The organism is Rahnella laticis (assembly GCF_015644585.1).
GTDB lineage: Bacteria > Pseudomonadota > Gammaproteobacteria > Enterobacterales > Enterobacteriaceae > Rahnella > Rahnella laticis.
In genome coordinates this window covers 143,623-157,026 of record NZ_JADOBI010000003.1, presented here as the reverse complement: position 1 = coordinate 157,026, position 13,404 = coordinate 143,623, and the positions used below count along the sequence as shown (strand labels likewise).

Here is a 13,404-nt window from a genome sequence, read left to right as displayed (position 1 = left end):
GCAAGGGTAACGGATGCGAAGCGGTGTGACAATCAGACAATATGGCTATTTAGTGATTGAAAAATCAGCAGTTAGCGGTGCCTTTAGCGTTAAAGCGTAACAACTCGCCGCAATGCCGGCAGCGGTATTCCGACTCTTTACGCATCACCTTATTGTGGCGGCGAACCGTCAGCTGATGGTCACGGCAGGCGCACAGATACGGGTACGTTTTACTTTGCACGGAGGCGACTTCGAACTTGTGCGTCCGGCTGGCCGAAACGCCCAGCACGTGCTCCATCATCCAGCGCCATTCTTTACCGTGCGGAGCCGGTGCCCGCCCGAAACGCCGGTAAACCAGCAAATGTGCCAGCTCGTGCGGAACCACTTCATCAATAAAAGGTTGCTGGTTTTCCATCAGCAAGACGGGGTTAAGACGGATTTGCCAGTGCTGGAGGTACGCGCTGCCCGCGCTGGTGCCGCGTTGCTGATATGTGATTTCCGGCTCCGCGTAATCGGTGCCAAAAAACTGATTTGCCATCTGGAGTTTTTCCCGCAGGCAGCGCATGACGGCTTGTTGCAGGGCGATGGGAAGGCGTGAGGTTTTCATCAGGCGAAGGATAAATCTGTGGGAAGCGAGATGCAATATTGAATACCTCCCCTTTGCAGGGGAGGAATGGCGGGCTTACTTACCGATGTCGCGCAGTGCTTCACCTTTCATCAGGTTGCGTTCGATGTGTTCCAGGGAGACGTTTTTGGTCTCAGGGATCAGCGCAATGGTGATGAAGATGAACACAACGTTCAGCGCTGCGTATACCCAGAAGGTGTTGGCGTTGCCGAGGCTGTCGAGCATGGTCAGGAAGGTTGCGCCCACGATCATGTTGGCAATCCAGTTGGTCGCGGTGGAAACGGTGATACCGAAATCACGGCCTTTCAGCGGCTGAATTTCAGAACACAGAACCCAGATCAGCGGACCGGCACTCATCGCAAAACCGACGATGAACATCAGCAGCATCGCGATAGAGAAGTATTTCGCGGCATCTGATACAACGCCAATGTGCAGCATTGTTCCGAGCACGCCCATACCGACGGCCATAACCAGGAAGCCCAGTTTCAGGGTCGGTTTACGGCCCCAGCGGTCAACCAGACCGATGGCGATGAAGGTCGCCAGAACGTTAACCAGACCAACAATGACCGTGCCCCACATCTGCTGAGAAGTGCTGGCGAAACCGGCAATGCCGAAGATTTTCGGTGCGTAATACATGATGACGTTCATGCCGGTGAATTGTTGCATGACCTGCAACAGGATGCCGAGATAAACCGCACGGCGGAAGTTTTTGTTGTTAGTGAACAGACCCCAGCCGCTTTGTTTTACTTTCAGGCTTTCACGGATTTCATCCAGCTCACGTTTCGCCTGTTCGCTGGAATCACGCAGTTTTTCCAGAACCCGGCGGGCTTTGCCATCGTCACCGCGTGCGGCCAGCCAGCGCGGGCTGTCCGGCAGGAAGAACACGCCAATCAGCAGCAGCAGGGCGGGGATGATGATAACGCCCAGCATCCAGCGCCATTCGCCGGTGTAGCTGAATGCGGTATCAGACAGGTACGCCGCCAGAATACCGATGGTGATCATCAGCTGGTACATGGAAATCATGCTGCCGCGGATTTTTTCCGGTGCAATTTCTGACAGATAGATTGGCGCCGTGTAAGACGCGACGCCGACCGCCAGACCCAGCAGGACGCGGGCAATAATCAGAATTTCTGTGTTTGGCGCAAAGGCGGAGCACAGGGAACCGACAACGAACAGGATCGCGCCAATCATCAGGCTGTATTTACGGCCAATGCGGAAGTTCATCCAGCCACTGCCGACAGCACCGACGGCGGCACCAAACATCATGGAGCTGACGACCCATTCCTGCTGGTGGCTGGTGATTTGAAAATCATGGCTGATAAACGGAAGGGCACCAGCGATGACGCCGATATCTAAACCGAACAACAGTCCGGCAAGCGCAGCGAGAAAACACACAAAGAAAGTGACGCTTTTGTTTGAGCGTTTTCCTTTGGTCGAAGTTGAGTTGTTCATCCGGTCTCCAAAATAATGCAATCGTTTTGAGTTTGTAATAATGCTTAGGCTGTTATGTTATTTACCCTGTACACAGCTTAACGTGAACCCGGTCACAGTGTTGTAATCGTTTACACTTATAGGTGTCATCGGGAATGTTGTTCGGTAAGGGTTTCAATGAGATATGCAGCAGGGAAGGGGCTTTCATGCAGAGTAATAGCCCATAAATTGATTTATATCAATCAAAATTATGTGACACATTTTTAATAATTAAAATAATCTATTAATTTATAACAAGTTATTATCTGTAACCGTTTTCACTAGTATTCAAAAATCAGATTCCATCCCTATTCATTCCCTGCTAATCCCCTAAAAACAGGCAATAAAAAACCCCGCCGCAAGGGCAGGGTTTCAGTGCAGAACAGTCTGAAAAACTTATTTCAGGCCGGCAGCTTCGCGCAGCTGAGCCGCTTTGTCGGTTTTTTCCCATGGGAAATGTTCGCGACCAAAGTGACCGTATGCAGCGGTTTCTTTGTAGATCGGGTGCAGCAGATCCATCATCTGAATCAGGCCGTATGGACGCAGGTCGAAGAACTCGCGCACCAGCAGGGTGAGCTGTTCGTTAGAAACTTTACCCGTACCGAAGGTTTCCACCATGATGGAAGTCGGTTCAGCCACGCCGATGGCGTAAGACACCTGGATTTCACAACGGTCAGCCAGACCGGCTGCCACGATGTTTTTCGCCACATAACGTGCAGCGTAAGCAGCAGAGCGGTCAACTTTCGACGGATCTTTGCCTGAGAACGCGCCGCCGCCGTGACGGGCCATGCCGCCGTAGGTATCAACGATGATTTTACGTCCGGTCAGACCGCAGTCGCCCATCGGGCCACCGATAACGAAACGGCCAGTCGGGTTGATGTGGTATTTGGTGCTGGCGTTCAGCCATTCTGCTGGCAGTACAGGTTTGATGATTTCTTCCATCACCGCTTCCTGCAAATCTTTCAGCGCAATGTCTTCAGCGTGCTGAGTGGACAGCACAACGGCATCGATGCCAACGATTTTGCCTTCGTCATACTGGAAAGTGACCTGGCTTTTCGCATCAGGACGCAGCCATGGCAGGGTGCCTGATTTACGTACTTCAGCCTGACGCTGCACCAGACGGTGTGCGTAAGTGATCGGAGCTGGCATCAGAACGCTGGTTTCGTTGGTAGCATAACCAAACATCAGACCCTGGTCGCCCGCGCCTTGTTCCAGCGGGTCAGTGCGGTCAACGCCCTGATTGATATCCGGAGATTGCTTACCAATAGCGCTCAGAACGGCACAAGAGTTGGCATCGAAACCCATGTCAGAATGGATATAGCCAATTTCGCGAACGGTCTGACGCGTGATTTCTTCAACGTCGACCCATGCGCTGGTGGTGATTTCACCGCCAACCAGGACCATGCCGGTTTTGACATAAGTTTCACATGCAACACGTGCTTTCGGGTCTTGCTCTAAAATTGCGTCCAGTACTGCGTCAGAAATCTGGTCTGCAATTTTATCAGGATGTCCTTCTGAAACAGATTCGGACGTGAAGAGGTGTTTAGCCATTATGTTCTTTACCTTACATACGACGGGTTAGATATCACTGCATAGCACCGGGGAGACGGGCAGATGAGGAGCACAGCTCGTCATTGTCACAATGCGTCCTGCATGTCCCCATTAGGCAAAGCCTTAAAGCAGTTTGCGCATTAATCCCTAAAATTGCTACGGACGGATTAACATCTGGACGGCTATTTTAGGATAGCACCTGTGCTGAAAGCCAGTCATTTTTGTGACGAACATGGCGTTATTGTGCGGGTTTGCAGTGATATTCACGCATAGAAACAATCCGGACGTCATTTTCATTTTGCAATTTCAGCAGGTTGCCGGTATAAACGGCGCGCGCTGTACATATTTATAGAGACTGTAGATCCCAGCGTATTCCAGTGATTACTGTTTTCTCAGCTCGAATGCCCGCGGGTGATGCGTGGCACGTGTGGAGGTGGTTAGGTTAATGACCCACTTTTTACCGGTTGTTACATTTCAACAGCATCCCCTGCAGCCTTTAATGCGCCTTGCAGCACTTCTTTCAGCGGACCTTCTTTCAGAGAAATGTCTGCCCTCTCTGCGATGTTACAGACAGCCTGACTACAGACAGGTCAGTCGCCGACATCTGTACGCTACTCAGTAAAACCGGGATCGTATTCCCGACATATAACTGATGTAGCCTGCGACTTCCGGGGTGATTTCCCCTGATTTCTTCCGACTCGTTACACGGAGTCTAAAAACGTGTTTTACAATGATATGAGTGAAAAACAGTCCCATGGCTGTGGCTCGCAGGGTTTTATCCTGTCTGAAAGCCAGCCTTGCGGGTTGTTCTCACCTGTTGTTACTGCGATAGTGGCTGGCCATGTTGTCAGTATAGAAAGAGGATTTACCTATGTCTGATGACATCCAGTCCCACCGTCCGTCACAACCGGGCGATACTGTTTCTTTGCGCTCCATGCAGGAGGTTGCCGTGAACGATCGTGATGCCAGCAAAATGCTGCGCACTTACAACGTTGCCTATTGGGGTAACAACTATTTTGACGTCAATGAACTGGGCCACATCAGTGTTTGCCCGGATCCAGACGAGCCTTCTGCCCGTGTCGATTTGGCGCAACTGGTGAAAGACATGCGCGAGCAGGACGGTCAGCGTCTGCCAGCCTTGTTCTGTTTCCCACAAATTCTGCAACACCGTCTGCGTTCGATTAACGCCGCGTTCAAGCGCGCACGTGAATCGTTCGGTTATGAGGGTGACTATTTCCTGGTTTATCCGATCAAGGTTAACCAGCATCGCCGCGTGATTGAGTCTCTGGTCGAGTCCGGCGAACCGCTGGGCCTGGAAGCGGGTTCAAAAGCGGAACTGATGGCGGTTCTGGCTCACGCCGGAATGACCCGTTCCGTTATCGTCTGTAACGGTTATAAAGACCGCGAATACATTCGCCTGGCGCTGATCGGCGAGAAACTCGGTCACAAGGTTTATCTGGTTATCGAGAAAATGACCGAGATTAAACTGGTGCTGGAAGAAGCTGAACGTCTGAACGTCATCCCGCGTCTGGGTGTGCGTGCGCGCCTGTCTTCGCAGGGTTCCGGTAAATGGCAGTCCAGCGGTGGCGAAAAGTCCAAGTTTGGTCTGGCGGCTTCTCAGGTTCTGCAACTGGTCGAAATGCTGCGTGAAGCAGGGCGTCTGGAAAGCCTGCAACTTCTGCATTTCCACCTCGGTTCGCAGCTGGCGAATATCCGCGACATCTCAACCGGTGTGCGTGAATCGGCGCGCTTCTATGTTGAGCTGCACAAACTGGGCGTCAATATTCAGTGCTTCGACGTAGGCGGCGGTCTGGGCGTGGATTACGAAGGGACGCGTTCTCAGTCCGATTGCTCCGTGAACTACGGCCTGAACGAATACGCTAACAACGTCATCTGGGGTATCGGTGATGCCTGTAATGAGCACGGTCTTCCGCACCCGACGGTGATCACGGAATCCGGCCGCGCCGTCACGGCGCATCACACCGTGCTGGTCTCCAACGTGATTGGCGTTGAGCGCAACGAGTTCAAAGAGCCGGTTGCGCCGGAAGATGATGCACCACGCGCGCTTGGCAGCATGTGGGATACCTGGAATGAAATGCACGATCCGGAAAACCGCCGCTCACTGCGCGAATGGTTGCACGATAGCCAGATGGACTTGCACGACGTCCATTCGGCCTACGCACACGGTATTCTGGATCTGACTCAGCGCGCCTGGGCGGAAGATATCTACCTGAATATTTGTAATAAAATTCAGGATCAGCTGGATCCAAGCAACCGCGCGCACCGTCCGATCATCGACGAATTGCAGGAACGTATGGCCGATAAGCTGTACGTGAACTTCTCGCTGTTCCAGTCCATGCCTGATGCGTGGGGTATCGATCAGCTGTTCCCGGTTCTGCCGCTGGAAGGGCTGGACAAACCGCCGGTTGGCCGTGCGGTGCTGCTGGATATTACCTGTGATTCCGACGGGACTATCGATCACTACATCGACGGTGACGGCGTGGCGACCACCATGCCGATGCCTCCGTATGATCCTGAGAACCCGCCGGTGCTGGGCTTCTTCATGGTTGGCGCGTATCAGGAAATTCTCGGCAACATGCACAACCTGTTCGGCGATACCGCGGCAGTGGACGTGTTTGTGTTCCCTGACGGCAGCATTGAAGTGCAGCAGTCTGACGAAGGCGACACCGTGGCCGATATGCTCGAATACGTGCAGCTTGACCCGAATGTGCTGCTGACCCGTTTCCGTGATCAGGTAAAAGAAACCGATCTGGATGCGGAACTGCAGGCTCAGTTTGTGGAAGAGTTTGAATCCGGTTTATACGGTTATACGTATCTGGAAGAAGACGAATAAGGGCGCCGGTTTTTAGCCCTGAATGACAGATAAAATAAAGGCACCTTCGGGTGCCTTTATTATTTAGGTTATGAATATTCTATTGTTGGGAATATAAATAACGAATTTATCTCGCGATTATTTATCTTCAGCGATACGCTTTTTAATATTATCTGCGCGCTCCTGAGAAGGTGGATGAGAGCTGAATAAACTCTTCTCACTGCCACCGCTCATTTTTGCCAGTTTCTCAAAGGCAGTAACCAGCCCTTTGGTCGGCAGGCTGCGTTTTTTCAGCAAGTCGTAGGAATAATTATCAGCATCAGATTCCTGTTTCTGAGAGAACTGCGCGTTAATCAGGTCTTCACCCAGATCGGCCAGCTGTGTGCTGGAAAGTTGTCCGGCAATGCCACCGGCTGCACCCGCTGCATTGTGCGCGGCGGAAGTGCTGTACGCCACCTGCATGGCTTTTTTACTGTGACCCAGTGCGACGTGACCTATTTCGTGGCCCAGTACGCCTTCGACTTCATCGTCGGTCATCATGTCCATCAGGCCGCTGTACACGCGGATGCAGCCGTTTGCCATCGCCCAGGCGTTGACGTCGCTGGTGAGATAGACTTTGTAGTTAGCCGGTCTGCCATTGATGTCTTTACCGAGGTTTTTGGCAATTTTATTCAGGCGTTTTGTGTATTTGCTTTTTGATGAAGCAATTTGGGATTCTGCATCGATCGCTTTACAGGAACCTTCCGTCATATTGATGACATCCTGATCGGTCAGCGTGGCCGCTTTGTAAGCATCTGAGCCGGATTTCATTAAGGCATCGGTATTGAGCGCGCCGTTCTGACAACCACTTAATAATACGGTGATCCCTAATGCAATTGCAGTTATGCGAAAATTCATAATCCATCTTCCTTTGATAGTTAAATTAAATAAAAACGCAGGAAGAATAACGAAACGTTTTTACTTAGCGAGGAAAAGTCTTCATGAAAGGTTATTTTCAGATTTTGTGCGATATTAATTTCTGAATAATGGATTTTTAATAAAATTAGGAAGCTTCATTTATACCGATAATAAAAAATGCGCCCTTTAGCGGGCGCATCTGTATGCAGGAAGGAATTAATTACCGGCAGCTATGCGATCGCGGATATGTTTGGCACGCGCTTCGGATGACGGATGATCGTCAAACCAGCCAATGCTGCTTCCCTGATCCAGTTTTGCCAGTTTTTCAAAACTGGTCGCCAGCCCGGTCGGATCTATCCCGCGTTTCTTCAGCAGATCGAAAGAGTAATCGTCGGCTTCTGATTCCTGTTTCTGCGAGAACTGCGCGTTAACGTATTTCTCACCGAGATCGGCCAGCTGGGATTGCGAAAGCGTGGTGCTGACGCCGCCCAGCGACGCCACTGCCGTCCGCGCCGCCGTGGCGCTGTAGGCAACCTGCATCGCTTTGCGGGTGTGCCCCAGCGCGACGTGGCCCATTTCGTGGCCGAGTACGCCTTCAACCTCGTTGTCGTTCATCATATCCATCAGGCCGCTGTAAACGCGGATGCAGCCGTTCGCCATCGCCCAGGCGTTGACGTCTTTCGTCAGATACACCTTGTAGTTGGCTGGCGTGCCGTTGATGTTGTCTCCCAGCGCCGCCGAGATTTTTTTCAGACGTTGCGCGTATTCGCTGCTTTCTGGTGCTATTTGCGCTTTTTTATCCATTTCTTCGCAGGACTGAACACTCAGGGTTTTTACATCGGCGTCGCTCAGTGTATAAGCCTGATAAGCCTGCGCGCCGGATTGCATTAAGGTATCGGTATTAAGGGTTGAACAACCGCTGACCAGTGCGGCCGCGCAAAGACTCAGCAAAACGGGGTGGAATTTCATCAGTTTGGGTTCCCGGAGAACGTTAATAATAAAGTCAGTACAGCCTCAAAAAGGCTCTGATTGTAAGAATAGCGTTAAGATAGGTTTTTGGGATCGCCCGATCTATAGTGTAAGTCTGAAAAAACGCACTGATTTAAAAGCGAATTCTGTGAACTTAGTCACGAGAGTGATTAAGGATTGCCGTTTTAATGCCGAGTCTGAGAAAATGACTTTCTTGACTGCTTTTTTAATCCGACCTGGAGTAGAACATGTCCTCTCGTAAAGAGCTTGCGAACGCTATCCGCGCACTTAGTATGGACGCCGTGCAGAAAGCGAATTCCGGCCACCCTGGCGCCCCTATGGGCATGGCAGACATTGCCGAAGTCTTGTGGCGTGATTACCTGAACCACAACCCGTCAAACCCGAACTGGGCTGACCGCGACCGCTTCGTGCTGTCCAATGGCCATGGTTCTATGCTGATTTATAGCCTGCTGCACCTCACCGGTTATGACCTGCCAATCAGCGAGCTGGCGAACTTCCGTCAGTTGCATTCCAAAACTCCGGGTCACCCGGAATACGGTTATACCCCTGGCGTAGAAACTACCACTGGCCCGCTGGGTCAGGGCATTGCGAACGCAGTGGGTATGGCGATTGCTGAACGTACACTGGGCGCGCAGTTCAACAAACCAGGTCATGACATCGTCGATCACCAGACTTACGCGTTCCTGGGCGACGGCTGCATGATGGAAGGCATTTCTCACGAAGTGTGTTCTCTGGCCGGTACCATGAAACTCGGCAAACTGACCGCGTTTTATGATGACAACGGCATCTCCATCGACGGCCACGTAGAAGGCTGGTTCACCGATGATACCGCTGCCCGTTTCGAAGCTTACGGCTGGCACGTTGTGCGTCACGTTGATGGTCACAACCCTGATTCCATCAAAGCGGCTATCGAAGAAGCGCACAAAGTCACCGACAAACCTTCTCTGCTGATGTGCAAAACCGTGATCGGTTTCGGTTCTCCGAACAAAGCCGGTACTCACGATGTGCACGGCGCAGCGCTGGGCGCAGCCGAAGTGGCCGCCACCCGCGAAGCTCTTGGCTGGAAATATGCTGCGTTTGAAATCCCGCAAGACATCTACGCACAGTGGGATGCTAAAGAAGCCGGCAAAGCGAAAGAATCCGCATGGGATGAGAAATTCGCCGCTTACGCTAAAGCGCACCCTGAGCTGGCAAATGAGTTCAAACGTCGTATCAACGGCGAATTGCCTGCTAACTGGGAAACCGACGCACAGAAATTTATCGAAGAGTTGCAGGCAAAACCTGCCAACATCGCCAGCCGTAAAGCGTCTCAGAACGCGCTGGAAGCTTTCGGTAAAGTGTTGCCAGAATTCCTGGGCGGCTCCGCTGACCTGGCGCCAAGCAACCTGACCATGTGGTCCGGTTCTAAGTCTATCGGCGACGATCAGGCGGGTAACTACATCCATTACGGTGTGCGCGAATTCGGTATGACCGCGATCACCAACGGTATCGCGTTGCACGGTGGTTTCCTGCCGTACTCCGCAACCTTCCTGATGTTTGTTGAATACGCGCGTAACGCCGTGCGTATGGCAGCACTGATGAAGATCCGTAACGTGTTCGTTTACACCCATGACTCCATCGGTCTGGGCGAAGACGGCCCGACGCACCAGCCGGTTGAGCAAATCGCCAGCCTGCGCGTAACGCCAAACATGAGCACATGGCGTCCGGCTGACCAGGTCGAATCTGCGGTGGCATGGAAATACGCCATCGAACGTAATGACGGCCCGGTTACCCTGATCTTCTCCCGTCAGAACCTGACCCAACAACCGCGTACCGCTGAGCAACTGGCGAACGTGGCACGTGGTGGTTATGTCCTGAAAGATTGCGACGGCACGCCAGAAGTGATTCTGATCGCGACCGGTTCTGAAGTGGGGATCACCGTTGAAGCCGCAGACAAACTGGCCGCAGTGGGCACCAAAGTGCGCGTGGTTTCCATGCCTTCTACTGACGCCTTCGACAAACAGGACGCGGCTTACCGTGAATCTGTATTGCCGAAAGCCGTTTCTGCACGCGTGGCAGTTGAAGCGGGTATCGCTGATTACTGGTTCAAATACGTTGGCCTGAACGGCGCTATCGTGGGCATGCACAGCTTCGGCGAATCTGCTCCGGCAGAGCTGCTGTTCAAAGAGTTCGGCTTCACGGTTGATAACGTTGTGGCTCAGGCACAGGCATTACTGAAGTAATCTGCCCCTGATGTCATCTCAAAAAAGCACCTTCGGGTGCTTTTTTTTCGCCCTGAATTCGGGCTCTGTTCTGATTTTCGCGTGAAATGACGCAGGTCAAACCCTTTTGCGCCGCTCTCCGCTACACTCCTGCATTCTGAAACTGTTTCATTCCGTCAGTTTTTGCGAAAAATCACTGTCGAAAAGGTGATGAAAAAGTAAAATCACTGTGAACACACGGAATTTACTGGTGTTTTTTTCAGCGATCGGCGAGATTAACGCGTCGAAATTCCGGGAATTATTCCTTTTGTTCATAGTTTGGTTTATTCTCAGCTGAACCGTTTCAGTCAGGCTATTTGAGCTTAACATCGTCACCAGGTTGTTAACGTGCCGCAAACTGAAATTTTTCTACTGCACTGAACGTGCGGGCAGATGACGATGGTGATTCACCGTAAACGCACGCTGCATTACTATAGGTGTTACTGATATTAAGTAACAACCGTGTAACAGGGAGATGTATGCCAATACGTATTGCAATTAATGGCTTTGGTCGCATTGGCCGTAGCGTATTGCGCGCGTTATACGAATCCGGGCGTCGGGCGGAAATTTCCGTCATTGCCATCAATGAAATTGCCAGCCCGGAAGGCATGGCTCATCTGCTCAAATACGACTCCAGCCACGGGCGCTTTGCCTGGGATGTCCGCCAGGAAGGTGAAAACCTTTACGTCGGCGATGACTCCATCCGTTTACTCCATCAGCCTGATGCCAGCCAGTTGCCCTGGGGCGAACTGAGCATTGACGTGGTGCTCGATTGCACCGGCGTTTACGGCAGCCGGGAAGACGGTGAAACGCAGCTTGCGGCGGGAGCCAAAAAGATTCTGTTCGCGCATCCGGGCGGTCATGATTTAGACGCCACAGTGGTTTACGGTGTGAACCACGAGTTGCTCGAACGCCAGCACCGCATTGTGTCCAATGCGTCCTGCACCACCAACTGTATTATCCCTGTGATCAAGCTGCTCGACGATGCCTTTGGCATTGAGTCCGGCACGGTAACGACCATCCATTCTTCAATGAATGACCAGCCGGTTATCGACGCCTATCATGCGGATTTACGCCGCACGCGCGCCGCCAGCCAGTCCATTATTCCGGTCGATACCAAACTTGCCGCAGGGATCACGCGCATCATGCCGAAGTTCTGCGATCGCTTTGAAGCGATCTCCGTGCGGGTGCCAACCATCAATGTCACAGCCATTGATCTGAGCGTGTTTGTCGAGGGTTCTGTGACGGTAGACGAGGTGAACCAGCTGCTGCAAAAGGCCGCAACAGGCGCTTTTCGTGGTATAGTTGACTATACCGAACTACCATTAGTCTCGACAGATTTTAACCATGATCCCCACAGCGCCATCGTAGATGGAACGCAGACGCGGGTAAGTGGGCAGCACCTGATAAAAACACTGGTCTGGTGCGATAACGAGTGGGGTTTTGCCAACCGAATGTTAGATACAACATTGGCAATGTCCGCGAGCGGTTTCTAGTACGGCTGTTCCGGCCTTCTGGCCGAAATTGCCTTCAAGCAACTTTAAAGAGAATCAACGAGAGGATTCACCATGTCTGTTATTAAGATGAGCGATCTGGATTTAGCGGGTAAACGCGTACTGATCCGTGCCGATCTGAACGTGCCAGTTAAAGATGGCAAAGTAACTTCAGATGCACGTATCCGCGCTTCTTTGCCAACCATCGAAATTGCCCTGAAACAAGGCGCACGCGTGATGGTTACCTCGCATCTGGGTCGTCCGACTGAAGGCGAATATAACGAAGAGTTTTCTCTGCTGCCAGTTGTTAACTACCTGAAAGACAAGCTGTCTTCTCCTGTTCGTCTGGCTAAAGACTATCTGGATGGCGTTGAAGTTGCCGAAGGCGAGCTGGTTGTTCTGGAAAACGTTCGCTTCAACAAAGGCGAAAAGAAAGACGACGAAGCCCTGTCCAAAAAATATGCTGCCCTGTGTGACATCTATGTGATGGACGCATTCGGTACTGCGCACCGCGCGCAAGCTTCTACCCACGGTGTAGGCAAATTTGCTCCTATCGCGTGTGCCGGTCCGCTGCTGTCAGCTGAACTGGAAGCACTGGGTAAAGCTCTGGGTAACCCGGCGCGTCCGATGGTTGCTATCGTGGGTGGTTCTAAAGTTTCTACCAAACTGACCGTTCTGGATTCCCTGTCCAAAATCGCTGACCAGCTGATTGTTGGCGGTGGTATTGCGAACACCTTCGTTGCAGCACAAGGCAACAACGTCGGTAAATCTCTGTACGAAGCAGACCTGGTCGGTACTGCAAGCAAACTGCTGGAAACCTGCGACATTCCTGTCCCAACTGACGTTCGCGTTGCTACCGAGTTCTCTGAAACTGCGGTTGCTACCGTGAAGTCTGTTAAAGACATCAAAGATGACGAACAAATTCTCGACATGGGCGATGAGTCTGCAAACCGTCTGGCTGAGATCATTAAAAACGCTAAAACCATTCTGTGGAATGGTCCTGTAGGCGTGTTCGAGTTCCCTAACTTCCGTAAAGGGACCGAAATTGTGGCGCAGGCCATTGCTGACAGCGAAGCATTCTCTATCGCAGGCGGCGGCGACACTCTGGCAGCTATCGACCTGTTCGGTATCGCTGACAAAATTTCCTATATCTCCACTGGCGGTGGCGCATTCCTGGAATTCGTTGAAGGGAAAGCACTGCCAGCGGTTGTGATGCTGGAAGAGCGTGCTAAGAAGTAATGAACCCTGAATGAGCAGCAGTAAGGCTGCTCGTTCTTCTTTGCCGCGCGAGGGGCTGCACAGTGGAACTCGCGCGACATAGCAAAC

9 protein-coding genes are annotated in these 13,404 nt (G+C 52.0%); 4 read left to right on the top strand and 5 right to left on the bottom strand.

The window, feature by feature from the left end:
- Positions 1-64: 64 nt before the first annotated feature.
- The 3 genes from IV433_RS07025 to metK all read right to left on the bottom strand — a co-directional run bounded on the left by IV433_RS07025 (position 65) and on the right by metK (position 3,625).
- Positions 65-586 (bottom strand): SprT family zinc-dependent metalloprotease, encoded by a 522-nt coding sequence (locus tag IV433_RS07025; RefSeq protein WP_152327745.1) that lies wholly within the window; start codon positions 584-586, stop codon positions 65-67.
- 75 nt (positions 587-661) lie between these two features.
- Positions 662-2,056 carry a sugar porter family MFS transporter gene (locus IV433_RS07020; RefSeq protein WP_195813866.1) on the bottom strand — a complete coding sequence of 465 codons (1,395 nt, stop codon included), beginning with the start codon at positions 2,054-2,056 and terminating at the stop codon, positions 662-664.
- Positions 2,057-2,470: 414 nt separating this feature from the next.
- Positions 2,471-3,625 carry a methionine adenosyltransferase gene (gene metK / locus IV433_RS07015; protein WP_152327747.1) on the bottom strand — a complete coding sequence of 385 codons (1,155 nt, stop codon included), beginning with the start codon at positions 3,623-3,625 and terminating at the stop codon, positions 2,471-2,473.
- Between the two features lie 871 nt (positions 3,626-4,496).
- Here metK and speA point away from each other — a divergent pair.
- Complete coding sequence (gene speA / locus IV433_RS07010; protein ID WP_195813867.1) at positions 4,497-6,479, top strand: biosynthetic arginine decarboxylase; 1,983 nt, start codon at positions 4,497-4,499, stop codon at positions 6,477-6,479.
- 117 nt (positions 6,480-6,596) lie between these two features.
- On the opposite strand, the gene loiP (IV433_RS07005) is transcribed toward speA, so the two are convergent.
- Entirely contained in the window at positions 6,597-7,355 is a 759-nt protein-coding gene (gene loiP / locus IV433_RS07005) for a metalloprotease LoiP (RefSeq protein WP_195813868.1), read from the bottom strand.
- A 216-nt stretch (positions 7,356-7,571) separates the two neighbouring features.
- Positions 7,572-8,324: a metalloprotease LoiP gene (gene loiP / locus IV433_RS07000; protein WP_152327750.1), complete on the bottom strand. Its 753-nt coding sequence runs from the start codon at positions 8,322-8,324 to the stop codon at positions 7,572-7,574.
- Positions 8,325-8,572: 248 nt separating this feature from the next.
- On the opposite strand from loiP (IV433_RS07000), the gene tkt reads away from it, so the two are divergent.
- The 3 genes from tkt (at position 8,573) to pgk (ending at position 13,317) form a co-directional block, all read left to right on the top strand.
- Positions 8,573-10,567, top strand: coding sequence for a transketolase (gene tkt, locus IV433_RS06995; protein ID WP_195813869.1), 1,995 nt, complete (start codon positions 8,573-8,575; stop codon positions 10,565-10,567).
- Between the two features lie 497 nt (positions 10,568-11,064).
- Positions 11,065-12,081 (top strand): erythrose-4-phosphate dehydrogenase, encoded by a 1,017-nt coding sequence (gene epd / locus IV433_RS06990; RefSeq protein ID WP_101075335.1) that lies wholly within the window; start codon positions 11,065-11,067, stop codon positions 12,079-12,081.
- Positions 12,082-12,153: 72 nt separating this feature from the next.
- Complete coding sequence (gene pgk / locus IV433_RS06985) at positions 12,154-13,317, top strand: phosphoglycerate kinase (protein WP_101075336.1); 1,164 nt, start codon at positions 12,154-12,156, stop codon at positions 13,315-13,317.
- Positions 13,318-13,404: the final 87 nt, after the last annotated feature.